At 70.3% G+C, this 23,760-nt stretch carries 15 protein-coding genes and 1 pseudogene; 6 read left to right on the top strand and 10 right to left on the bottom strand.

What is annotated here, in order from left to right; translation table 11 throughout:
• Positions 1-255 precede the first annotated feature (255 nt).
• From BLQ63_RS12540 to BLQ63_RS12530, 3 genes are all read left to right on the top strand, one after another.
• A complete protein-coding gene (locus BLQ63_RS12540; protein WP_177154905.1) occupies positions 256-1,875 on the top strand; it encodes an ABC transporter transmembrane domain-containing protein in 1,620 nt (539 codons plus the stop codon).
• Positions 1,875-3,629 carry an ABC transporter ATP-binding protein gene (locus BLQ63_RS12535; protein WP_091034655.1) on the top strand — a complete coding sequence of 585 codons (1,755 nt, stop codon included), beginning with the start codon at positions 1,875-1,877 and terminating at the stop codon, positions 3,627-3,629. The genes BLQ63_RS12540 and BLQ63_RS12535 overlap by 1 nt, the downstream gene beginning before the upstream one ends.
• A 710-nt stretch (positions 3,630-4,339) precedes the next feature.
• Positions 4,340-4,828: a hypothetical protein gene (locus BLQ63_RS12530; RefSeq protein WP_143014864.1), complete on the top strand. Its 489-nt coding sequence runs from the start codon at positions 4,340-4,342 to the stop codon at positions 4,826-4,828.
• Between the two features lie 142 nt (positions 4,829-4,970).
• Here BLQ63_RS12530 and BLQ63_RS12525 read toward each other — a convergent pair whose 3' ends face one another.
• Complete coding sequence (locus tag BLQ63_RS12525) at positions 4,971-5,504, bottom strand: hypothetical protein (RefSeq protein WP_091034647.1); 534 nt, start codon at positions 5,502-5,504, stop codon at positions 4,971-4,973.
• Positions 5,505-6,276: 772 nt separating this feature from the next.
• Here BLQ63_RS12525 and BLQ63_RS12515 point away from each other — a divergent pair.
• Positions 6,277-7,095 carry a hypothetical protein gene (locus tag BLQ63_RS12515; RefSeq protein WP_091034641.1) on the top strand — a complete coding sequence of 273 codons (819 nt, stop codon included), beginning with the start codon at positions 6,277-6,279 and terminating at the stop codon, positions 7,093-7,095.
• 1,427 nt (positions 7,096-8,522) lie between these two features.
• Complete coding sequence (locus BLQ63_RS29945; protein WP_143014863.1) at positions 8,523-8,741, top strand: hypothetical protein; 219 nt, start codon at positions 8,523-8,525, stop codon at positions 8,739-8,741.
• Positions 8,742-8,957: 216 nt separating this feature from the next.
• On the opposite strand, the gene BLQ63_RS12510 is transcribed toward BLQ63_RS29945, so the two are convergent.
• The 8 genes from BLQ63_RS12510 to BLQ63_RS28420 all read right to left on the bottom strand — a co-directional run bounded on the left by BLQ63_RS12510 (position 8,958) and on the right by BLQ63_RS28420 (position 19,959).
• The gene (locus BLQ63_RS12510; protein WP_245680959.1) at positions 8,958-11,471 is read right to left on the bottom strand and encodes an ATP-binding protein; all 2,514 of its coding nucleotides are present in this window, start codon (positions 11,469-11,471) and stop codon (positions 8,958-8,960) included.
• Positions 11,472-11,673: 202 nt separating this feature from the next.
• The gene (locus tag BLQ63_RS12505) at positions 11,674-11,946 is read right to left on the bottom strand and encodes a hypothetical protein (RefSeq protein ID WP_091034635.1); all 273 of its coding nucleotides are present in this window, start codon (positions 11,944-11,946) and stop codon (positions 11,674-11,676) included.
• Positions 11,947-12,122: 176 nt separating this feature from the next.
• On the bottom strand, positions 12,123-13,853 hold the full coding sequence (locus BLQ63_RS12500; protein WP_091034632.1) for an ABC transporter ATP-binding protein: 1,731 nt from the start codon (positions 13,851-13,853) through the stop codon (positions 12,123-12,125).
• Entirely contained in the window at positions 13,850-17,014 is a 3,165-nt protein-coding gene (locus BLQ63_RS12495; RefSeq protein ID WP_177154903.1) for a lantibiotic dehydratase, read from the bottom strand. Before BLQ63_RS12495 ends, BLQ63_RS12500 begins: the two co-directional genes overlap by 4 nt.
• A 20-nt stretch (positions 17,015-17,034) precedes the next feature.
• Positions 17,035-18,396, bottom strand: coding sequence for a lanthionine synthetase C family protein (locus BLQ63_RS12490; protein WP_091034905.1), 1,362 nt, complete (start codon positions 18,394-18,396; stop codon positions 17,035-17,037).
• Between the two features lie 73 nt (positions 18,397-18,469).
• Positions 18,470-18,679, bottom strand: a complete 210-nt coding sequence (locus tag BLQ63_RS27805) for an FDLD family class I lanthipeptide (RefSeq protein ID WP_143014862.1) — start codon at positions 18,677-18,679, stop codon at positions 18,470-18,472.
• A 58-nt stretch (positions 18,680-18,737) separates the two neighbouring features.
• Positions 18,738-19,718, bottom strand: a complete 981-nt coding sequence (locus BLQ63_RS12485; RefSeq protein ID WP_091034625.1) for an LLM class flavin-dependent oxidoreductase — start codon at positions 19,716-19,718, stop codon at positions 18,738-18,740.
• Positions 19,719-19,782: 64 nt separating this feature from the next.
• On the bottom strand, positions 19,783-19,959 hold the full coding sequence (locus BLQ63_RS28420; protein WP_177154902.1) for a hypothetical protein: 177 nt from the start codon (positions 19,957-19,959) through the stop codon (positions 19,783-19,785).
• On the opposite strand from BLQ63_RS28420, the pseudogene BLQ63_RS12480 reads away from it, so the two are divergent.
• Positions 19,958-22,729: pseudogene (locus BLQ63_RS12480) on the top strand (AfsR/SARP family transcriptional regulator); the annotation flags it as partial. The gene BLQ63_RS28420 and the pseudogene BLQ63_RS12480 sit on opposite strands and share 2 nt — an antisense overlap.
• 215 nt (positions 22,730-22,944) lie before the next feature.
• Here the strand turns inward: BLQ63_RS12480 and BLQ63_RS29240 are convergent.
• Positions 22,945-23,754: a class I SAM-dependent methyltransferase gene (locus tag BLQ63_RS29240; RefSeq protein WP_091034618.1), complete on the bottom strand. Its 810-nt coding sequence runs from the start codon at positions 23,752-23,754 to the stop codon at positions 22,945-22,947.
• Positions 23,755-23,760 lie beyond the last annotated feature (6 nt).

The following is a 23,760-nucleotide window of genomic DNA, read 5'->3' as shown; positions in this document are numbered from 1 at the left end:
GGTGATCGGTACTAAGCGTGGCCGGAAGTGTCGTCGGGCCCGCGGTGGCAGTGGATTCGAGGCAGAGGCGTGTTTCCATCCCCACCGCCGGCCAGTTTCCCTGGTCCGGCCCCCGAACCGGCTCCGCATGTAGGCTGCTCGCGGTGGCGTTCCGATGGGCCACAGGCGATCGGAGTAGGGATGGAGCGGCGTCATCGTTATTTGAGGGGACCGTGGCACTACCTGTGGTGGCTCGTCCGCAGCCAATGGAGGCGGGTGCTGCTGGGCGCGCTCCTCGGGAGCACGTGGATGGTCGGGCTGACCGTTCCTCCGCTGCTGCTGTCGCTCGCCGTCGACGATGGACTCCGGCACGGCTTCGGGGCGAAGGTGTGGATGTGGGCCGGCATCCTGGGCGCGGTCGGGATCGGTATCGCGATCCTGGCGATACTCCGTCATCGGACGATGACCAAGGTCCGGATCTACGCCGCGCAGCAGACCATTCGCGCCGTGGCAGCGCAGTCGATCAGGTTGGGTTCGTCCCTGCAACGCCGGGCCGCGGCCGGCGAGGTCGCGGCCATCGGAGTCAGCGACGCTTGGACCATGGCGCGGAGCCTCACGGTGACGGGCCCGGGTGTGGGCGCTGTCGTCGCCTACGTCGTCATCGCGGCAGCGCTCCTGCGTATTTCGCCGCTGCTCGCGGTCGTCATCCTGATCGGAGCGCCTGCTCTGCTCCTGCTGCTCGGGCCCGTCCTGAACCGCTTCCGCGTCCACGGCATGGCATACCGGGAAGCGGAGGCGGCGCTTTCCGGTCGCATCGTGGACATCGTCTCGGGCCTTCGCGTGTTGACCACGCTGGGAGGAAAGTCGCTGTTCGCCGAGCGATGGGAGGTCGAGTCCGACCTCGTTCGACGCACCGGATACCGCCTGGCGACAACCGAAAGCTGGATCAGGGGCATCGCAGTCGGCCTGCCCGCGCTCTTCCTCGCGATCGTCATGTGGCTCACCGCCCGCATGACCGTGCAAGGAGACATGTCCGTGGGCGAATTCGTTGCGGTGTTCGGATACGTAGCGGTCGTCGTCGTGCCGGTCTCGTTCTTCATCGAGGCCGCGATCGACATCAATCGAGCGCTCGTCTCCGCGCAGCGGGCCACCCAGTTCCTCTCGATCGAGCCCCGGCCGCGCGGTACCGCACCGGTGAACGATGCGACCGCGGCCTTGTCCGACCCCGAGTCCGGGCTTCGCCTCGAGCACGGAGTCTTCGCCGTCGTCGCGACCGACGACCGCCGCCAAGCGAAAACGATCATGGAACGACTCGCCGGGATCGAGACGTCCGATGCCCGCTGGGGCGATCAGCCGCTCGCCGAGATCGATGCGATGGTGTTGCGGCGAGCGGTCCTTCCCCTGGACGACAGCGATTACCTCTTCGCCGGCCCGCTGCGTGACGTCGTTTTCACGAATGGGGATCAAGGCGACGCCGAGCGAGAGCACGTCGCCTTCGCGAGCGGCATCGATGAGATGCTGCGCGGCTTTGACGACGGATGGGACACCCAGATCGCTGAACGAGGAAGCAACTTGTCCGGCGGCCAACGACAGCGACTGTGTCTTGCTCGCGCGCTCGCGGCCAGGCCGGCCGTGCTACTGGCTCTGGACCCGCTTTCCGCTGTCGACGCCGTCACCGAGAGCCAGGTCGTCGAGCGTGTCAGAGACGCACGGCGCGAGCTGACGACCCTCGTCTTCAGTGACTCGGCCACCGTTCTCTCCGCGGCCGATGTCGTCCATCTCGTCGAAGAAGGACTCGTGGTGGCATCGGGGACTCACGCGAGCCTCACCGCATCGAACGGACGCTATCGAACGCTGGTGTCGCGAAACTCGAGCGATGAAGGCGAGACGAGCTGATGGAGCACACGTCGGAGTCGGGATTCCCGATCGCCTCGCGAGGTGAGCTGGGCCGGGCCGCCGCGCGGCTGGTCCGCGCCGATCCGGGGATGTTCTTCTTCACCATCGGGTTCGGGACCGTCGCCGCCGCGCTCGCGCTCGCACCACCGTGGCTGGCCGGCGTCATGATCGACAAGATCACCGGCGGAGCGAGCCTCGCGGAGGTCGATCGATACGGTGCCGCGCTCGTCATACTGGCCGTACTGCAACTGCTGATCTCGCGGTACTCGTTCCTGGTGACGGCACGGTACGGCCTACGCCTGTCGCAACGGCTCCGCCGCTCGATCGTCGATCGCGTCCTCAACCTGCCGGCCAGGATCGTCGACAAGGCAGATGCTGGCGACCTGATGGTCCGAACCACCAACGACACGCGCAGCGTTACGGGGATCTTCAGCAACGCCGCCCCGGAGATGCTGATCTCGATCGTGCAGGTCGTATTGACCTTCATCTTCATCGCGGTCCTCAGCGTTCCGCTCGCTATCGTCACGATCATCGGCATGCTCGGCATTCCCGTAGTCACTCGCTGGTACCTGCGCCGGGCGGCGTCGGGATATCTCGCCGAGGCCGACGGACACGCCCAACTTGCCGAGAGCCTGTCCGGGACTGTCAACGGCGCCAGAGCCGTCGAACTCTACGGTCTCCAGCGCCGACGGCAGGACGACATCGTGCGCCGTGCCGCGACGGCACGCGCCGCGCAATTCGCCACACTGCGCCTGCGCAGTGTCCTGTTCCCCGCGGTGGACTCCTCCTACGCCATCGCCCTGGTGGTAGTACTGCTCGTCGGCGCGTGGATGTTCCAGGCGAACGCCATCGCCCTGGGCTCGCTCATCGCGATCCTCCTGTACGTGCGGCAGATAAGCGCCCCGCTCGACGTCGTCCTTCTCTGGCTCGAATCGCTGCAGAGCGGCATCGCATCGTTCGCGCGAGTCGAAGGTCTTGCCGGCTCGAACATCGCGAACACGCCGACGTCGACTGGCATCCCCTCTGGGTCGGCCGTCGTCGTCTCCAATGTGTCTTTCGCCTACTCGCATGGCCCGACCGTCCTCCACGGCATCGACCTCGAGATCCGCCCCGGCGAGAACCTGGTGATCGTCGGCGCCTCAGGCGCCGGAAAATCCACGCTCGCCCGCCTCCTGGTAGGCATCGAAGCGCCGACCACCGGCTCCATCACTCTCGGTGGCGTCGAGGCATCCGCGCTGCCCCTGGAAGTCCGCCGATCCCAAATCGCACTCGTCACCCAGGAACAGCATCTGTTCCACGACACGATTCGTACCAACCTTCTCCTGGCCCACCCGGATGCCGAGGACCACGAACTCCATGCGGCGATGAGCGCCGTCGGCGCGCACTGGCTCGACAGCCTTCCCGCGGGCCTCGACACGGTCGTCAGCCAGGACGACGGTCTCTCCGGCGCTCACGCTCAGCAGATCGCGCTCGCCCGCGTTCTCCTCAGCGACCCGCAAACCGTCGTCCTCGACGAGGCGACATCGCTCCTCACGCCCGGATCCGCAAGCACCGTGGAACGGTCCCTGTGGTCGGTGCTGGAAGATCGCACCGTGATCACGATCGCGCACCGCCTGGCCACAGCGCGCGTAGCGGATCGCATCGCGGTGATCGACGACGGCCGCATCCGCGAACTCGGCGACCACGAGGAGCTTCTTCGCAGAGAAGGGCTCTACATGCGGCTCTGGAACGCCTGGCAGGGCGGACCGCACTGACTGAGCGTGACTGAAGCCTGTTGAGGCACAAGGAAACCCCCGGGCAGATGCTGGATCTGCTACGAAAGCAGTTGTCCACCAAGGGGTTCCGTGCCTGCCTTTGTCGCCTACACTGCCGTAATTCCCGTCGACAGGGCCGCCGCACAGTGGCTTTCCCTGAAACTCGCAGCTCACCGCCGCCTGATCGGACTCGCAAGGGCACCCGCCGCCTCACCTGGACCGCCTCAACGACCCGGGTCGCAGGTGCTCTCGCAGCAGGCCGGGTCATGCTGCGTAGGCGTAATGGTAAAGCCAATCCCCAATCGTGCGATTGCCCTTGAAGGTCGCCCGCAATGCGACCGTGGCGCCCACCGGAAGCGGCCCCCTCCACTGGTGTGCTGGACCGCTTCCCTATCGTGACCGCGCCGGAGAGTCCTATTCCAGCCGTGATTCCATCAGGTGCTGGAGCGTCGTGCACTCGACTGCTGCTCAAGCAGGTCCATTACGCGCACCATATCGGCGAGGACTTCTTCCCGGCTGTTGTGTGGGTATTTCCGATGGCCCACACAGAATCATTGTCGTACAGCCGGATTTGCAGCCTTGCCGTCACACCGGCGTCTTCGGGCAGTGGCGCCGAAGGCATTTCGACTCGGGCCGCCTGCCGGGATCGTGGTTCGGCGGCGCGAGGTCTCGACCCAGAAACGGTTGCCGCGCTTAAGTACAATCCGGGCATGATTGCACTCTCGCACCACGTTCGGACGATTGCCGCAGCCGCGGGAATGGCCGCCGCCGTCGCACTGACCGCCTGCACCAGCGAGTCTCCCGAGGAGACTGCGAGCTCCGCGCCCGCCGAGACCTCCACCCCTGCCGACGCGACCTCCACACCCGCCGAGGAGGACCCGACCTCCGAGGGCGTGGGCGACCTTGAGGGAACCTGGAACCTGGACGCCGCACCACCCGAGGCCTCGACCCTGACCATCGACGCCTCGGGCTACGCGAAATACACCACCGAGGGCACCATCGTGGACTACTGGGAGGGCACCGCCGTCCCCTCGTCCGATTCGACGTTCACGATCGAGTTCACGCCGTCGGAGGACTCGCAGGACGAGACCGGCGCCGAGGATTACGAGTTCACCGCGGAGGTGACCGTCCAAGCCGACGGCGACACGCTCGCCTGGACGTCGGACGGCTACGACTCGACGTACATCCGCGCCGAATGACGTCCCGTGGCGAGAGCGCCATGCTGTGGCCGCCTCGCCTCGCGCACCGCGTTCCGCCGGGCCGGATCACGTGTTCACCGCATTCCTCGCCCCCGCAGCAGCCCTCACCTGCCACAAGAAACTCACCAACTGAGACAAGCTCTTAGAACAGGCAGGTTTGCCGCCATGCACGGACCGGTGCCCGTCCGGTCATTTGCAGGACCAGCATGACCGATAGAACGGCGGTAGCCAGGCCGACGATCCACACCGCGATAAGACCGACACGGAGGCCCATGTCCACGCCGCTGTTTCCGAATACATGGCCAAGGGTCGACGCTAGCCCTAGTGCGCTCGCCCCGCCGAACGTCAAGAGCAAAGGCAGCAGCGATCCAAGTAGGTGCGGTTTCGGGTGCGACTGTCGCAGCCATGTCTCCCAGTGAAGGCCACCTGGAACCCTTTTACTCAGATGGTCCCGGATGAACTCGGCCACGCGGACGGTCCCGAAGTGCTGGGAAACCAGTCGCCCGCACAGCAGATACGAGCTGAACGGCACGATGAGAAGCACTGCGGTCATGTCTGGTCGTGAAATCGCAAAACCGAAGATGGTGGCGGTCACAGTCAGTTGCAAGGTCAACAACTGCTGTTGGGCCTTGACCCGCTCTAGGATCTCTTGGCGTAGCGCGGAGAACTCAGCCAACGCTCCATCTCCTCCACCGACCGTCGGTCCGGATGCTGCGTCGTCCGTAAGCTCCAACATGTACTGATGCTAAGCCCAATCGCAGTCGCATAGGGTCCTCCTTAGTTGGGACACAAAGTGCTTCAAAATCCACGAAGGCGCACAAGGTGCAGTTGCACTCTCGCGCCTCACAAGTCGTTCTGAGGATGTGATGAAGGCGAGACCCTGTTGAGAAGTCGATATTCCCTCGGCTTGCGCACGGGTTACCGCAGGTTGCTCGGCCACGCAGTCCGATAGCACCACAGCATCAGACTCCACCGGCCTTGATCAATAGGTCGCCCTGCGGCTAACACCGAACTCGGTCACGAGCTGCATCCGCGACATGCCAGCCCGGGCAGCGACCCACAACTGTTCAAACCCGGCACGGTGGAGGCTACCGCGCATGCCAAGGCCCGAATTCCACACATGCGACACCTTCACGAACGTCGATATGATGTAGGCGTTGGAGGGTTCCATCTTGTGGCCCGCAGTCGCTCCCAGCCTGCCTCGGTAGCTTGGTCCACATTCACCAGCCGACCACAGCGCCGCAGAGCCGAGCCCCGCCAACAAGTGTGGCACGGCACTGGCGTCATGAAAGCCAGCCGTCTGCCCGGTTCAGCCACCGCATCGACATCCGGACGGAAGCCGCCGGGACCATCATGCTGCGACAGACCGAAACGGAGAATCGACACGGACGGGAACGTAACCGCATTGCTACGATCCTGGCTTGACCGCGATGAGAAGGGGTGCCGTTGTGGGCGAGACCGATACCGCACTCCCCGACTGGGCCTGGGCCGTCCTCGACCAAGTCATCACGACCACCGACACCGGCTTTACCGAGACACACACGCTCGCCATCGCAGCCTCCCGCGACCCCGCTCGGAGCGACTACCTCACGCCGCCGCAGCAACTCCCGCACTTCCAAGGGATGCCGGTCACCGGCTCACTGCTCCGCGAATGGGGCTGGGACGAACTCGGACCGCTCACCGGCGTCGACACCCAAGTCCTGGAACCGGTCACGACGACCCTCTTCGGCGAGATTCCGCCCTACCGCGGCGCATTCCGCGTCCGCCGCACCACAATCGGCACCCCCGCAGGCACCATCGACCCCGTCCCCTACGGCCCGAACCTCGCCGCCGCCTTCAGCACCAGCCCCGGCGACCACGCCGACCACGCTGAGGCCGAAGGCCCGCCGTGGGACATCGCGGCCGCGCTCCTGGCGTTGGAGGAGACCGGGCTCGACGGCCGAGGCGAGTGCGAGGACGCCCACCGCCGCCACATGGCCGGCGACGACCTCACCGCCGACGACCTCGCACGCAGCCACGCCTTCCTCGCCCGACGCACGCTCGAAGACTTCACCCAGTGGTTCACCGAACAGATCCGCGCCCACGGCCTCCCCCGCGCCGGCATCGACCCGGCCCAGGTGTGCTTCCTCGCAGCAGCCCATGCCGCCGCCAGCCCCGACCCGACCTTCCGACGCGAATGCCTCACCCGCGCCAAACAACTCGCCGCCACCGGCGACATCGACCCCGAATACCTGGCCCTGCTCGAATCCTCCGCCCACTCCTGGTAGCTCCGCGTCAGGGCCGATGATGCAGCAGTCCGATAAGTGTTGGGGCAGCGAGAAAGCGGGTGAGGTAGCTCCTCGTGGATTCTCGTGAGGAGGCCCAATTAGGCTGGCCCCAACAGCATTCTGCTCGTGCCGCTGCGGAGAAGTCCGTGGACCTGGCCCAGGCCCGCAGCAAGTTCGAGCTGCCGCGGCTGCGGCGCGGTCCACGGTGTGCTCGACTGTGGCGGCCCGGCCGCGGGGTTCCAAACGGTCGTCCCGCCAGCGCAGATGGCGGCATCGAAGACGTCGGCGGCCCACGCACACTGCGAAGGCCGGGTGTGGGCGTGCAGTGACCGCGACGGTGGCAATGCCGCGGGCGCGTGCAGCCAGGGCTCTGGGGGTAATGATGCCGCCGGGACCGAGCAGTGTTCGGTCGAGGTCGGTGGCGATCACCTTGAACGTGGTCATGGTGCGTGTGTGGTCACGGCCGTGAGCCCGTCGCCGACTGCCGTGGCCGCGAGTGCTTCCCGGGCTTGTTCGCGCAGGTTGGCGTCGGTGGCAAGGTCAGCGTGGGTGACGGTTCGGCCGAGCGCGGCCGCGACAAGCTCAAGCGCTTGCGCCTGTCCGCCAGCGGGAACGGCAGTGCCGTCCGGTCCGCAGATGAGGCAGTGCTAGGAGCGGTACAGGTCAACGCCTTCGAGGACCTGCCCGTCCTCCAGCCGCACGTCACGCTCAGCTGGCAGCGCGCTCCGGTGGTAGTTGGGTTCCGTCGCGTCCAAGACGGCGAGCGTTTCGACGTCGAAGAACGGCACCTCGTACGAGCAGCGAACGCCGAGGTCGCCGGCTTTGGGCGCCCATGGGATCCAACCCGGCCCGGACACGCCGCGGCGTGGCCGACCTCGAGCCCGGCGACGGTCACGCGCAACGTCGGCAGGACCCAGCCTGGTACGCGGGCGTATTTCCGGCACAAGGTAGATAGGGATCGGTTCGATCCGATCGCCAGAACAGCGCGCCGCTCGGACAACGGGGCGGCGCCCGAGTCATCCAGGTGGGCGTCGATACTCGCCCAGTGGGAGCCGTCCACGGGCACCGGCACGACCGCCTCAGCGGTGACGATCGCGGACGCCGCGAGCGGCGGCCTTCGGCGAGCCTGACCCAGTGGGCGTCCTCGGTGAGCAGACCGGCCAAGAGCGCCGCGGTGGAACCCGACCGCCAAATCGCTTGCCGGTTCGAAATCGTGACGCTCTCGGGATTCGAAGACCGCTTGGGCCGTACGACGACCAGGCGAGGGCGAGTTCGCCCCTCTCGCGCAGAGCGACTTCACGGGTAACGCATGGAGGCCTCCCCGCGGTATTCCAGCGGATTGCAGCAGCGCCTTTCGGTGACCGCACGCCGCGGGTGTAATTCCCTTGCACGAGCGCGACCGCGCCACCGAGCGGAAGGAGCACACCGTGACAGCGACCTACACCTTCGACGGACCCGAACGCCTCGCCCATCGTCTCGCGCCCTACAGCGGGGATCAGCGAATGGTCTTCGGTGCCAGTACCTATCGGGAGCTCGTCCAGATGCTCGACGGCAACACCAATGGCATCAATGTTCCCGTCGCCTGGGCATCCGTATGCGCGACCTCCCCGCCACCGTGGTCTCCTCCCGACTCGGGGCCCCCTTGACCGGCCCGACGGCACGGTCGTCAAGGGCGACACCGTCGACGTTGTCGCCCGGCTCGAAGCCGAGCCTTAGGCGCCATTGCGCTCCCAGGGGAGTTTCTCCCTCAACCGCGCCCTCCTCGACGACGGCCTTGTCGGCCTCGTCCAGGTCACTTATCCGCTGTCACCGGCCGGAGCGCCAGGGCTGGGGCCGATTCGAGGCCCCGGCCCCACCTCGGCTCAGTCCCCGCGGGCGGCGCCTGAGCCTCCGAGCCTTTCGCGGACCCCGGCGGCGTCGGGATGGTCGAGTTCGTCGAGGACGGCGAGTGCCTGTCGCCATAGTCCGCGCGCCATCTCGGGGTGGTCGATCGAGGCGAGCAGGTCACCGAAGTTGGTCAGCGCGATGGCCGTGCCGTGGCGTTCGCCGATGAACCGGTACTGCTCGATCGACTGCCGGAAATGGCGGACGGCGAGGCGGTGCCGGCCGAAGTGGTGGTAGGCGTAGCCGAGACTGTCGAGTGTGGCGGCCTCACCGAACCGGTCTCCCGCCGCGCGGAGGCCTGTGAGCGCGCGCGAGCAGTAGTCGACGGACTGCTCGAAGTCGCCGAGTTTCGCGAGGTGCCAGCCGATTGAGCTGAGGGTGGTGGCCAGACCTTCCCAGTGCCCGCTTCGGTCGAACAGTTCGTACGCGCGGCGGTAGGTCGCGACGGCGTCGGCGTGGCGGCCCTGGTCGCCTGCGACGCGGCCGAGCGAGCGGAGCGCGTGGGCGACACCGGCGTCGTCGCCGGCCGACTCGCTGAGCTGAATGGCCGCTTCCAGTTCGGTGCGGGCTTCGTCCAGCCGGGCCAGGCTGTTATAGACGTAGCTGAGCATGCGGTGGCAGCGGGCCCGGACGAGTGTGTCGCCGATCCGGTCGGCGGCGGCCGAGGCGGTGGTCCAGACATCGGCCATCTCGTGCCACAGTCCGGCCTTGAACTGGTACACCGCAAGGTTCCAGGCGATCCGCCAGCAGTGGTCGTCGAACCCGTGCCGTTCGGCATGCGCGGCCGCCGCGATCAGCGCGGGTCGTTCGCCGCCGACCCACGCGTTCGCTTCGTCGAGGTCGCGCAGTTCCTTTGTCGCCGTGCCCGGTTCGGCCTCGGCAGGGGGCACGTCGTCCCTGGCGGGGTCGAGGAGTCGGTCGGCGGTGTACGAGGTGTGGACGTAATGGTCGAGCAGGCGCTGCTGCGCGGCCTTTCGCTCCTGGTCAGCGTCGGTGCGCTGGGAGATGCCGCGGGCGTGGTCGCGGATCAGGTCGTGGAAGCCGTATCGGTCGTCCGCTGTGGTGGTGAGCAGGTTCGACTGGACGAGTTCGGTCAGCAGCGTCCGCGTCCGTTCGACAGGCAGTGCGGTGAGACTCGCGGCGGCCTCGACCGCGAAGTCGGGTCCGGGGTGGAGTCCGAGCAGGCGGTAGGTGCGGCGGGCTTCATCATCGAGGTGCCGGTAGGAGTGGTCGAGCGCGGTGGTGACGGCCGTGCCGGGGTCGGTCGGGCCGACCGCGAGTTCGGCGCGCCCTTCCGCGAGGGCGGTAGCGTAGGCGTCGATGCCGGTGGTGCGCCAGTGGTGGTTCAGGTAGTTCGCGGCCGCGATGGTGAGCGCGAGCGGGAGATTGTCACAGACCCGTGCAAGCGTGTCGATCGCGGTCTCCGTGGCGGCCCCGGTCGCCAGGCGTCCGAGCAGGCGCCGCAGCAGCGAACCCGCCTCGGGGCCGGTGAGTGGCCGTAGGTTCAGCGAGCGGACGTTCGGGTCGGTGGCGGCAAGGCCGTGCAGGGCGCTGCGGCTGGTGATGACCGCCAGGCATCCGGGCTCGGTCGGCAGCAGTGGGCGGACTTGGGGTTCGCTGTGGGCATTGTCGAGGACGAGCAGCAGTCGCCTACCGGCGAGCCGTTCCTGGTACATCGCCGACTTCGCGCCCGGGTCGTCGGGGATGTCGCGCGGTTCGACGCCGAGTTGGATCATCAGGCTGGTGAGTGCGTCGTCGGGACGCATCGGGGAGCGCTCGGCGTAGCCGTTCAGATTGAGGAAGAGGCACCCGTCAGCGAGCGTGGCGCGCACCTCGCGGGCGCGGGCCCAGTGCACGGCCAGCGCGGTCTTGCCCACGCCGCCAGTGCCGGTGAGCACGAACGCGGCCGGGCCGCGGTGGCGCACGTACTCCAGCAGCAGCCGGTCGAGTTGCCGCAGCTCGGCCGCGCGCCCGGTGAAAGAGCGGATGTCGGCCGGGAGGCCGCGGGTCGGCCAGCCCGATTCGAGGCCGACGGTGCGCACAGAGACGCCGAGAAGGCGGCGGCGGATCTCGTCGAGCTGGATTCGCTGGCGCAGGCTCAGGTTCAGGAGGGGGTTGCGCAGGACCAGGTCGAGCCGGTCGGGTTCCTCGCCGGTGGGCGGGGGCGGGAGGTGGTCGCCGCGGATCCAGTTGTAGAGGGTGCTGAGACTGACTTCGGGGGTGGCGTCGGCGATGTCCCGTACCGAGCAGCCCGAAGCGGCGATGTGGGCGCGCAGCCACTCGCCGAACTTCGCCGACGTGTCCAGGTGCGCGAACTCGTTGTCGCCCTCGGTGATCCGTTCTCCGGCGAGCCAGGAGCGGAGCAGTCCGACGGGAACGCCCAGTCCGGCCGCGACCGCCTCAGGCGATTCGCCCGTGCGGTCCAGGTACGCCCGCAGCCAGGCGGTGAGTTCGCTGAGGACCTTCGATCCGGAGGAGGTCGATCGTGTCATCGTCAAGGGGCCGCCTTCAGGGGATCGGTCTGCGCGGTGGTTTCGATGCTGACAACCGATTCGCCGCGGGATTCCAGCGTTTTCCAACCGTCTCCGGGTCAGGGCTGCGCCTCGCCGGGCCGGGCGGTCCCGGGTGATGACCGCCGCTCGACCGGACTGGGTCGAAGTTCGCATCGGCGGCCTCGACCCAGTCCGGAACCCCCTAGTCGAGGACGCGGAGCCTCCAGGGCTTCTGCGGGTACGGCCCGTCCTGCTTGCAGGTGTACGCCTGGACCAACCCTGCCGACACGAGCTCGTAGCCAGTCTGGTCGCACTCGTACGACGCCTCGTGGTAGCTGTGGGTGTACCAGACCGCCATCGGCGACACCGTATCGTGCGTGCCGGCCGAAGCCTGCTCCGCGGCGGAGGCGGTGCCGGTCAGCCCGGCGAGGATTCCCAGCGCCATCAGCGCCGTCGCGATCGTCTTTCTGCCCATGGATTGCTTCCTTCTCGTGGGCCCGCGCTGTTGCGCGGACGTTCGGATCGGTGGGCGTCGAGCGTCGCAATCAGCGGTTTCAGACCCGCTTCAACGTTGCGTCACGATCGCGGTCGGCATGGCCGCGGCCTGAACTCCAGCGGGGAGGCGGGTACCGGGTTTCACCACGGCGGCCGTCATGCGGCGGGCAGCAGCAGTTGGCGACGCAGGAGGTCGCGGTAGAGGCCGCAGGTCTCCACGAGCGCCTCGTGCGGTCCGTCGCCGATGACGCGACCGGAGTCGAGGACGACGATGCGGTCCGCGTCGGTCACTGTGGACAACCGGTGGGCGACGATCAGGACGGTTCGGTGGGTGGCGGTCGCGGCGATGGCGTCGCGCACGGCGCCTTCGCTGCGCGCGTCGAGGTTGCTCGTGGGCTCATCCATCAGCAGGATCGGTGCGGGTGAGAGCAGTGCGCGGGCCAGTGCGAGGCGTTGGCGTTCGCCGCCCGAGAGCAGGACGCCGCCGTCGCCGACCGGTGCGTCCAGTCCGAGCGGCGAGCGCTCGGCGAGGCCGCGGAGGCCGACGCGGCCGAGGACGGCGAGCAGGCCCGCGTCGTTCGCGCCGGGGGCGGCGAGCCGGAGGTTGTCGCGGAGGGAGCCTGCGAGCACCGGCGTGTCCTGCTCGACGTAGGCGATGCGGCGGCGCAGGTCCTTGACCGACCGGTGCCGGACGTCGACGCCGTCGACGAGCACCCTTCCGGAGCCGGGGTCGTAGAACCGCTCGACGAGGGCGAGCAAAGTGGACTTCCCTGCGCCGGAAGGGCCGACGACTGCGACGCGGGAGCCGCGCGGCACGGCGAAGTCGACGTCGTCCAGCAGGGGCGCGGCGTCGTGGTATGCGAAGTGGACGCGGTCGAACCGGATCGCGGATCCGTCCGGTTCGGGGGGTGCGGGCGCGGTGGGCCGGTCGCGGGCCTCGACGGGGAGGCGCATGAGCTCCTCGACGCGGCCGAGGGCCGCGAGGCCGGTCTGCATCTGGGCGATCGCGCCGATCGCCTCGTTGACCGGCATCGCGAGGAGGAACAGGAACATCACGAACGCGACGAGGTCGCCGACCGTCATCTGGCCGCCGGCCACTCGGGCCCCGCCCACCGCGAGCACGAGCAGCAGCGCCCCTTGGGACGCGGCGTTCACGGTCGGGCCGAGCCGGGCGTGGAGCGCGGCGAGCCGCAGTCCGGCCTCGTAGGCGCGTTGGGCGGACGCGGCGACGACGGCGCTCTCGCGCCGTTCCGCGTTCCATGCCTTGACGGTGCGGACGGCGGAGAGTGCGCGCTCCACATCCGCGGTCATCTCCCCGAGGTGCTCCTGGGTCCGTTCGGCGGCGGCGCGGACGCGGGGCATCACCAGGACGCCGACGGCCATGCCCGCCAGGCCGACGAGTGTGATGACGAACATCAGCGGGTCCAGCAGGAGCATCATCGCGACCGCGCCCGATACGACGAGCAGGCCCGCGGCGATGTCGAGGACGCCGGTGGTGAGCACCGCCTGGATCAGGCTCGTGTCGAGCCCGACTCGCGCGAGGAGGTCGCCGGTCCGGCGGCGGTCGAACTCGGCGACCGGTATCCGCAGGAGGTGGTCGACGAGGCGGCGCCGCGTGGACAGGACCAGTCCCCCGGCCGCCCTCTGGAGCGCGTACTGTTGCGCCGCGGTCAGGAGCGCGGCGGCGATGGCGAGCGCCGCGAGCACGGCGACGCGCGGCCCCACAGGACCGTCGCCGTCGAGCGCGGACAGGAGCGAGCGCGTTGCCAGCGGCTGCGCGAGCGTCGCCCCGGCCCCGAGGACGGACAGGGCGACCACGGCGAGCAGGAGGCGCCGCCGGCCCCGCAGGTGCGGTCGCAGCGCGGTGAGCGCGGCCCGGAAGGTCACTGCCGCTCCGAAGGCGCCGGGCGCCCGCGGATGGCGCGGTGGGCCAGTGCCCACAGTTCCCGGGCGGTCTCCTCTTTGGTGCGGTCGGCACCGAGGAGCCGGTTGCACTGCATGTGCATGAGGCTTTCGAGGAGGTTGCGCTCGCTGCGGGAGGCGCCACCGCGGTCGGCGAGGGCGCGGTAGGCGCGCCCGGCGTCGGCGAGGACCGGGGCCTGGCGTTCGAAGACCGCGTCGAGGAACGGCCGGTAGCGGGCGGCGCGCGGGTCGCGGCCGGGCTGGCCGGGGGCGGTGAGTTCACACAGGAGCGGCCGCAGGGTGCGGAAGCGGCTGCGTCCGGCTTCGGAGACGTCCTGGCCGAGGGTCTCGACGGCGATGGCGTCGGCGTCGGCGCCCCAGTCGGCGCAGAGGCGTTGGAGCGCGAGCGCGCCGAGCAGCTCCGGTTCGAGATCGTCGTGGGCGGCGGCGAGGCGCATGAGCTGGACGCAGGTGTCGCTGTTGGCGGCGAAGACCATTTCAAGCATTTCGATCGCGTCCGGGCCGCCGTAGCGGTGCGTCTCGCGGTCGTAGCTCACTAGGGCCGTGTCGAACGCGGCCTCGGAGGCGACGAGCGAGCCGCTCCAGGCGGCGAGCCGGGCCGAGATGCGCTCCCTGACGTCAGGGGCGGCGGCGTGGAACCGGAGCCGCAGGTGCGGGAGCGGATCGAAGTACCTGATGTAGAACCAGCGGTCGACAGCGCCGGAGTCACGCAGTTCCTGCGCCAGCTCGGCGACGGGCCCTGTCAAGAGGTCGGCGTGCCGGTCGGAGGCGGCGTAGAGCTTGAGGTGCGTCCACTCGGAGCCCGCGGTGAGGCGGCGCGCCGGGGCGGGCCCGCGGGGATCGGTGCGGATCGGCTCCCGGGTCTCGATGGCCGATCGGGCTCTGACGGGGAGGACGAACTCCGCGTGGAATCTGCGGTCATCGGTGTCGCGCAACCACAGGTCGGGTGTGTCGGGGAGGACTTCCTGGAGGGTGACGGCCCCGTTCTTGGCGATCTCCCGGTGCAGCTCGTCGGTGCAAAGGGGATGGTCGAGGTCGAGGAGCAGGCGGCGGTCCGCGGCGGCGAGGCGGACGCGGGCGGGGACCTGCCAGGCCTCCCGCCAGCGCTGGACGGCGGTGTAGCAGGCGTCGGGGTCGGCGGGGCGGTCGAGCGCGGCCTCGTCGAGGTGCCACTGCGCCGGGGAGAGGACGATTCGACCCCTGGTGAGGCGCGGCAGGAAGGGGGCGCCTTCGGCGATGCTCCAGTCGAAGCGGGCGGGGGGCGCGAGACCGTCGGCCGAGAGTTCGAGGAGGGCCCGGCAGGCATTGGCGGCCATGAACCGGGTGTAGGCCTGGCTCTGGACGACCAGCAGCTCCCTGCCGTGCCGCGGGGACCAGAGGTAGAAGCGGTCGCCGGTGGCGCCGAGCATGATCTCGTCGAGCGCGATCTGGCGGTCCGCGGGGAGGGTCGGGGCGGCGTTGACGCTGACCTCGTATCCGCGGACGGGCGGCCTGACGACGAGGTTGCCGCCGCGGGCGTGGGCGGGCTCGCAGTTGAGCTCCGCGACGATCGCGTCGGGGAGCGCGGCCTCCTCGGCGGCCGCGAAGCCGCGGAGGTCGGCCAGGTGGTCGTCGCCGAAGAGGTCGGCGAAGCGGCCGAACGACTGGAGGCCCTTGAACATCCCGGCGGTGTTGAGCACGATCGACCAGTCGCCGGCGTCGACGGCGTCGGCGGAGGCCGCCGCGATCTGGAAGTACACATCGAGTGAGGGCGGGACTCGGAACGTGTGGTGGTCGGGGCGCCAGACGGTGAGGTCCTCGACGTCGTCGTCGTTCAGGTCGACGGTGCGGCGGCCGTCTCGGAGCGCGCCGGAGAGGAGGCGCACGAGCGCGCGGTCGCGCCGTTCGGGGGTCGGCCGCGCGAAGGTCGGCAGCGGCGCGGACCGGACCGGGGACACGAAGGAGTTCGGAGCGTCGATGCCCTTCTCGGGGCTGAGGACGTCGAGGAGCGGGATCTCGGTGCCCGCGCCGTAGTGCTCGAGGAACATGTGGTGGTAGGCGGCGATGTGGTCGGGTCGTGGGACGGTGCCGCCGAGGCGCAACAGGAGTTCGGCGGCTTCGGCGGCGGCTTCGGCGATCGGGGCGGGAAGTGCGGCCCCGGTCAGGTCCAGGACGGTGTCGGTCTGGTAGGTGGGGCCGGTGTGGGCGGGGGTGAGGCGCCGCTGCGATTCGGTGAGCTTGTCGAGGACGGACACGTCGGCGCGGCCGTTCGCGTCGTCGACGGCGCCGAGGAGTTCGGCGGCTTCGCGCAGGTCGGCGGCCGCGGCGGCGGTCGCCGGGGATCGGTCGAGCCGGTCGGCGAGGTGGCGTTCAGGGAACGGGGCGCTGCACGGCGGCCGCAGGTCGCTGCCGAGGATGTTGAGGTCCCAGAGCTGCGCCAGGAGGGCCCGGATGCGGTCTTCGCCGGCGCCGGGGAACGCTCGGAGGAGGTCGGCGACGAGGTCGCCGTGGTCGAGTCCGGTGGCCGCGAGCCGGACCGCGCGGTCGGCGGGCGCCGTCAGGCGCAGGTCGACGCGCTGGTCGTCGCTGTGGTCGGTCCTGGTGCGCGGCAGCACGGCCCGGTCGCCGACCCGGTACAGCAGGTCGTTGCGGCGCAGCGGCAGCGCATCGCGGAGCGACGGGTCGCGTTCGAGTCCGGCGATGAGATGGAGCAGCCAGCCGGAGTCGGCGCGGGTGCGGGTGCGGGCGACCGGGTCGGCGGCGAGGCCCAGGGCGGTGCGGGAGCCGAAGCGCCCCATGCCGACTCCGGCGAACAGGCCGAGCGGGGTGGGCCGGGCGGACATCCGGCTCAGGTAGCGCAGCAGTGTGGAGTCGCTGCGGGCGCGGCGCTTCTCGGAGACCGTGCGGCCGTCGGTGAGGCCGGCGTACAGGCTCGGGCTCGCGGCGTGCAGCGCCTGGCGGATCCGGGGCTCGGCCGCCAGTTCCCGCAGCGTTCGGCGGCCTTCGGCGCGCAAACTGTCCAGGTCCGGCGGCCCGCTCGGGGCGGGGCGGTCGGGCCAGAGGGCGTCGGCGGGCAGGAGCGGGGCGCGGACCATGAAGAAATCCGCGGCCGCGAACGCGCGCCCGCCGCTCGTCGGCTCGGTCATGTTCGTTCCCTTTCGGATCGTCACCGGATCAGCAGGGCGCGCTGCCATGCGGTCTCCTGCGGTCGCAGCGTCGACCACAGTGCCAGAGCCACACCGGCGGCGCCGTCGAGCAGGCCGGGACTATCGAGCCGGATGCCGGGCGCTCCGATGTGGATTTCCTGGACGACGAGCGGCAGGTCGAAGTCGCAGTAGCCGAGGATGCGCTCGACGAGTTCGAGCACGACGCCGCGCATCGCCTCGTCGCCGGTCCGGTCGGCGATCTTCTGGGCGATGAGCAGCGGTCCGGACAGGCCGTGGCACAGGGTGGCCGCGTCGATGTGGCCGCTGCCGTCGCGGAGCCGCCGCATCTCGGTGTGGAAGCCGTCGACGGCGACCTCGCGCCAGTCATCGTTGCCGAGCGCATCGGCGGCATCGAGCAGTGCCGAGCTCACACCGGGCGCGCCGTAGCACCAGGCGGTGCGGCCGAGCGGCTCCAGCGGCCGGTCGGGGACGCCGGACGCGTCGACGCCGTACAGGCGCGCCCAGTTGCGGCCCCACTCGTCGGCGATCGACAGTCTGACGAGGTCGTCGGCGGTCCGGTGGATCGCCTCGCGCTGCCCGGGCCGCCGGTGTCCGGCGGACCAGGCCATGCTGAGGGTCGCGAGCGGACCGCAGATGCCGTGCGCCAGGCCGAGGTCGAGGTAGCCGTGGGGGAACCGGTCGTGGTCGCCGGGGATGACGTAGTACTCCGGTGCGGCGATCCAGCGTCGGCGGCCGTCGGGTTCTGGCGTGCACAGCCAGATCAGGTCGTCGATGAGGCCGTCGATCGCGGCGGTGACGGCCGGGTCGGGCTCCTCGACGGTGACCAGGTATCCGAGGATGCCGGCGGATCCCTGGATGGCGTCGAAGGCGCCGCGGTTGACGCCGCCGAAGCGGCGCGGGTCCGGCCGGTTGGCGACCTGCTCGGCCAGGCGGGCGTCGATCCGGTTCGCGGTCTTGCGGAATCCCGGCTGCTCGACGGCGCACTGCGAGACGGCCAGCGCGAGTCCGGCGGTGCCGTAGCCGATGCCGGGCTCGTCGAGCGGCTTGTCGCGGGTGCCGGCGACGGCCTCGCGCAGCCAGGCGCGGGTCGCCTCGCGCCAGTGCTCGGCTTCGCCGGGCAGCGCCCGCGCGGCCTGGTCGCAGACGAGCGCCTGGCCGGTGTGGCCGCCGTACAGCGGCACGCCGCCCCACTGGTAGGGGAAGTCGGCCCGGCGCACCGATTCGCGCACCGCGTCGGCGACGACTTCCCGGTCCATCAGGCGCCGCAGGATGACCTCCGCGGCTTCCTCGGTGGCGCCGCGGAGTCCGGCGGGGATCTCGATGCCCGCGATCGCTTCGCCGGTGGCGGCCTTGCTGCTCATGTAGGGTCCTCGTTTCAATCGGGCCGGGGCGCCGCGGCGGCGCGAGCCGCCGCGGCGTGTTCGTGGGTTCGGATCAGCACTGGGTGGTCGGCGAGCCCTGGCAGGCGACGATGCAGGGCGACTTGCCCGAGCACGTTCCCCGGCACGAGTACCAGGAGCAGCTGAAGCCCGCTTCCGGAAGCTCGGCGTCGGCGCCCACTGAGACGCGGACGTCGAGGTCGAACTCGTCGTCGCTCATGGACGGCGGCGGCGTGTCGATCACGGGAAGCTCGATCATGGTCATGTCTGGGCCTTTCGTTGGATTCGAGGTTTCGATGCGCTGATGGCACTGCGGCGGTGCTTCAGGTCGGCGTCACCGCGGCTTCAGCGGCCGCGGCCGTCGGCGCCACCAGGCCGAACGCCCCGGCGACGAGCCGGTGGCTTCGCAGCCGGGCGGGGCCGGGGAGGTGCGAGAGGAGCATCAGCTCGTCCGCGCCGAGGTCGCCGACCAGGGTTTCGAGGCCGCCGCGCACCTCGTCCGGGTCGCCGCAGACGACCTCCGGCGGTTCCAGTCCGGAGGCCTTCGCCAGGGCAAGGCCCTCGCGGTGGGTCTCGGCGGCGGCGGTCGCGACGGAGACGAGGGCGTACGGCCGGTCCAGTGCCGGCGAGGGCTCGAACCGCTCCCGGTATGCGGTGAGCGCGGCGGCCCCGCGGCGGGGCGCGAGGTGGTGCGCGAAGGCGAATGGGAGCCCGAGGCGGGCCGCGAGTCCGGCCCCGCCTTCCCCGGTGCCGAGGATCCATATCGGCGGGCGCGAGTCGAGGCCGGGCGCGGCCTCGCGATCGGGGTGCACGCGGCCGGGTATCGCACGGATCGTCGCATAGGGATGGTCGCTGGAGAAGGCGTCGTCGAGGAAGCCGATCAGTTCGGACAGTTGGTGCTCGAAGTCGGTGGGGTTGCGGCGCAGCGCGGCGGCGGTCGCAGGCTCGCCGCCAGGCGCTCGCCCGACCCCGAGGTCGATGCGGCCCGGGTGCAGCGCCTCCAGCGTCCCGAACTCCTCGGCGACGATGAGCGGGGTGCGGTTGGGCAGCATGACGCCGCCCGCTCCGATCCGGATGGAGGCGGTGCGCGCGGCCAGGTGGGCGATGAGCACCGTCGGAGCGGAGCTCGCGAGCGTCGGGATGCCGTGGTGCTCCCCCACCCAGAATCGGCGATACCCCCACCGCTCGGCCTCGACCGCCAGCTCGGCGGTCGTGCGCAGCGCCTCCACCGCGCCTCCGGGGCCGATCGTCGCGAGGTCGAGGACCGACAGCGGCACGGGAGCGTCGCCGTAGGGCGCGGTCATGCGGGGACTCCTTTCCCAGGTGGCGGGCGGCTCCAGGAACGGACCGCCCGCCGAGCACGAAGGACTAGTGGTTGCAGCAGTCGTTGTCGAACGTGCCGAAGCCGTCGCGCTCCTGGCTTGCCGGAGCAACAGCGGCGGTGTCGGTGGTCGCCTCGGCCTGGGCGGGCGCGGCGACCGCGAGGCCGCCCGCGACGAAGGCCAGTGCGACAAGAGCGGCGCGTACCGCGGTCTTCAAGGGCATGGGAACTCCATTCGGATGTGCGTGCAGTTGCGGACCGCAACACCAACACGGTGCCGATTCAGATCGGCTTCAAACCGGTGTCATCGACCTGGTTCTGGGGTGCATTCGCCTTGACCGACGGCATTACGATCAGACCGTCCGCATGTTCGGAGCACGAAGAAGGTGGCGTCTGTTGCCAGAGCTGAGTGGACCGCGCCTGTCGATCGGCGTGCTCGGGCCCCTGGAGGTCCGATTGGACGGCGAGCCGCTCGGCCCGCTGTCGAGCCGGCTGCGGTCCGTGGTGGCGGCCCTCGCGATGTCCGCGGGCACGACCGTCTCCACGGAGCGGCTCGCCGCGATCGTCTGGGACGAGCGGCTCCCCGACAACGCCCGCCGAACGCTCCAAACGTATGTGAGCAGGCTCCGGACCTACATCGGCGTCGAGGACCGGCTCGTCACCGCGCCCTCCGGCGTGCGGCTCGAAGTCGACGCCGAGGACGTCGACGCCCTGCGGTTCGAACGGCTCCTCGACCGAGCCTCACGCGCAGCCGACGACGACGAGGAGCAGGCGCTCCTGGCCGAGGCGATCGGCCTGTGGCGGGGCACGCCGTTCGCGGACGTGGAGTCGCGCTGGCTGGAGGAGACCGAGGCGCCCCAACTGACCGAGCGGTACCTGGCGTCGCTGGAGCACCGCATCGACTTCGACATCGCCGCGGGCCGAACCGACCACCTCGTCGGAGAGTTGCGGCGGCTCGCGTCGAGCCACCCGCTCCGCGAACCCCTGTGGGCCAGGCTCCTGCGCACGCTGCAACTGAACGGGCGCCAGGCCGAGGCCCTCGACAGCTACGAGGCGATCCGCGTCCGGCTCGCCGAAGAGCTGGGAACGGACCCCGGCCCGGAGCTCCAGCGCCTGCATCGGGAACTCCTGGCAGGACAGTCCCCGGAGCCCGGTGAGCTCCGGTCCCGCATCGCCGCGGCGCCGGTCACGGTGCCGCGGCAGCTTCCGATCGATGTGGACCGGTTCTCCGGCCGCGCACCGGAGATGAAGGAGCTCGCAGACCTGCTCAACCCCGAGACCGCCCGACGCTCGAAAGTGGCGGTGGTGTCCGGCATGGCCGGCGTCGGCAAGACGACGCTCGCCGTCCACTTCGCGCACGAGTCGGTGCAGTGGTTCCCGGACGGGCAGCTCTACATCGACCTCGCCGGGTTCGGGCCCCGCCCGCCGATCCCCGCCGACGAGGCCCTGCGGCGGTTCATCGAAACGCTCGCGCCCGCATCCGGCCCGGTGCCGGACGACACCGAGACGCGGGCCGGCCTGTACCGGAGCGTCACCGCGGGCAAGCGGCTCCTGCTCGTGCTCGACAACGCCTCCGACGCCGACCAGGTCGCCGCCCTCCTGCCCGGTGGATCCGGCTGCTTCACGCTGGTGACCAGCCGCAACCGCCTCGATGGGCTCCTGGCTCGGACCGGAGCGCACCGGATCGCGCTGGAGCCGGTCACACACATAGAGGCGCGCCAGATGGTCATCGACCGGCTCGGCCCCGACCGGGTCGCGTCCGACGCCGACGCGCTCGATCCGATCGTACGGCGCTGCGCCGGACTGCCCCTCGCGCTCGCGGTGGTCTCCGCGCGGGCGGCGTCCACCGCCGACCTGCGCCTGCCGAAACTCGCCGCCGACCTCGAAGCGGAATCCGGAAGCCTGGACGGGCTCGACCTCGACGGCGACGCGCTCGACATCCGCTCGGTCTTCTCGTGGTCGTACAGCGCCCTGGAGGACGAGGCCGCGAGGGTGTTCCGGCTCCTCGCGACACTCCCCGGCGCGGAGTGCACGGTCGAGGCCGCCGCGAGCCTCGCCGAGGTCCCGCCGCGCAGGGTACGGTCCGTGCTCGCGAAACTGATCCGGGCGAACCTGGTGTCCGAGCGGCCGGGCGACCGGTTCGGGCTCCACGACCTGCTGTGCGCCTATGCCGTGGAGACCGCTGCGGACCGCACCGCCGGGCACGACCGGACGGCGGCGCTCAGCCGCCTGTGCGAGCACTACCTCCGCAGCGCCTACAACGGGGACGTGCTGCTCGATCCGCAGCGTGATCGGATCGCGCTTCCGGAACCCCCGCAGTCGATCACGCCGTTCCCCATGCCGGACCGCGATGCGGCGATGGACTGGTTCGCCCGCGAGCACCGGTCGCTGGTCCGCCTGGTGCAGGAGGCGTCGGCGTCGGGACTGCACCGGCAGGCGTGGCGGATCGCGTGGGCGATGATCTCCTACCTGGACCTGTCGAACCGCTGGCGCGACTGGGAGCAGGTCCAGCGCCTCGCCGCGCAGGCGGCGGCCCTGGAGGGCACCCGGTCCGAGCTGGCGCTGTCGCGGCGGCTGCTCGGGCGGGCCCTCACCAGGCTCGCGCGCTACGCCGACGCCGCCGAGCAGTTCCTTTCCGCGCTCGATCACTACGCGGTCGAACCCGACCCCGTGGGCGAGGCGATAACGCACGTTAACCTCGGCTGGCTCTACGAGCAGCAGGGCGACTTCCGCAGCGCTCTCGGGCACAACCGTTCCGCGCTGAAAGGGTTCGAGTCCGTGGACCACCTCGTGGGGCAGTCCCGGGCGTACAACGCGATCGGCTGGGACCTGGCGCAACTCGGCGAGCTGGAGGAGGCACGGGAGCTGTGCGAGCGGTCCCTGGAGTTCCAGGTTCGGATCGACGACCGGCGCGGGCAGGCCGAGACGCTCGACAGCCTCGGCTACGTCCACCGCCGGCTCGGCGAGCTCGCCCGCGCCATCGGGTACCAGGACCGGGCGTGCACCGGCTTCGCCGACCTCGGCGACCGCTACAACGAAGCCGACTCCTATGTGGTGTTGGGAGAGATGCACCTCGAATCGGGCGACTCCGGCCGTGCGCGCGACTGCTACGAGCACGCGCTGTCCATCCTGACCGAACTGGAGCATCCCGAGGCGGCCGCGGTCGCCGAGCGGGTCGAGCGCCTCGCCGGGAGCTTACGGGCGCGGGCTCATGCCGCGCGGCGCCCGCCGGCGTCCGGGCGCTTGCGGGCGACGACGCGGGGCAGGCCGAGCGTCCTGCCCTGGTCGAGGGTGAAGCGGCGGACCCAGTCGGCGCAGAATTCGCGCCATTGCGGGTCGGCGGCCTGGGCGCCGAGCTCGTGCCAGCGCATCCAGTGCTTCCAGCCGTCGGGCAGGAGGTCGGCGTGCTCGACGTCGAAGAAGCCGGAGCGGCCGAGGTGCGCGCTCCACCAGTCGGGGCTGTGGAACGCGTGGAAGTCCCACTTCCAGGCGTCGGCGAGGTGCTCGGGCACGTCCCCGCCGAGCTCCTCGGCAAGGCCGAGCGGCACGATCGCGAGGACGCCGCCGGGGGCGAGGAACCGCTGGATGTAGCCGGTGTACAGGTCGTCGGTCCCGAAGTACTGGTAGGCGTCGATGCTGATGATGACGTCGAAGTACCCGTGCGCGAACCTGAGGTCGTGCGCCTCGGCCATGATCGGCATGACCCGGTCCTGGACGCCGGCTTCGACGATGAGCGGCCAGGTCATCTCAGGAGGCAGTCCGTAGTCGGCGGCGACGACATGCACGCCGAACTCCTTGGCGAGGAAGATCGCACTGGTCGCCCAGCCGCAGCCGAGGTCGAGCACCCGCATGCCCGGGGCCAGGTCCAGCAGCTCCGCCAGCGATTCGGTCAGCCATAGCGGGTTCGGGCCCATCGCGAACCGGCCCTGCCACACGGCGTCGTATGCGGCCGATCGGGGGAACTGCGGGTGGATGAGCTTTTCGGCGGCCAGTTCGGGGTCGGCGTCCTCGGCCAGCATGGGGTT

Origin of the sequence: Glycomyces harbinensis (genome assembly GCF_900101745.1) — a bacterium.
In the GTDB taxonomy this organism is placed as follows: domain Bacteria; phylum Actinomycetota; class Actinomycetes; order Mycobacteriales; family Micromonosporaceae; genus Glycomyces; species Glycomyces harbinensis.
Note: the sequence above shows the minus strand (reverse complement) of the source record. Positions and strands in the feature narration are given on the sequence as shown.

Coding starts and splice junctions, on each gene's coding strand:
- BLQ63_RS12510 (WP_245680959.1), bottom strand. CDS start 11,471: ATGACACGATCGACCTCCTCCGGATCGAAGGTCCTCAGCGAACTCACC.
- BLQ63_RS12485 (WP_091034625.1), bottom strand. CDS start 19,718: ATGACCGCGCCCTACGGCGACGCTCCCGTGCCGCTGTCGGTCCTCGAC.
- BLQ63_RS29240 (WP_091034618.1), bottom strand. CDS start 23,754: ATGCTGGCCGAGGACGCCGACCCCGAACTGGCCGCCGAAAAGCTCATC.
- BLQ63_RS12535 (WP_091034655.1), top strand. CDS start 1,875: ATGGAGCACACGTCGGAGTCGGGATTCCCGATCGCCTCGCGAGGTGAG.
- BLQ63_RS12530 (WP_143014864.1), top strand. CDS start 4,340: ATGATTGCACTCTCGCACCACGTTCGGACGATTGCCGCAGCCGCGGGA.
- BLQ63_RS12495 (WP_177154903.1), bottom strand. CDS start 17,014: ATGACCGAGCCGACGAGCGGCGGGCGCGCGTTCGCGGCCGCGGATTTC.
- BLQ63_RS12505 (WP_091034635.1), bottom strand. CDS start 11,946: ATGGGCAGAAAGACGATCGCGACGGCGCTGATGGCGCTGGGAATCCTC.
- BLQ63_RS28420 (WP_177154902.1), bottom strand. CDS start 19,959: ATGCCCTTGAAGACCGCGGTACGCGCCGCTCTTGTCGCACTGGCCTTC.
- BLQ63_RS27805 (WP_143014862.1), bottom strand. CDS start 18,679: ATGACCATGATCGAGCTTCCCGTGATCGACACGCCGCCGCCGTCCATG.
- BLQ63_RS12490 (WP_091034905.1), bottom strand. CDS start 18,396: ATGAGCAGCAAGGCCGCCACCGGCGAAGCGATCGCGGGCATCGAGATC.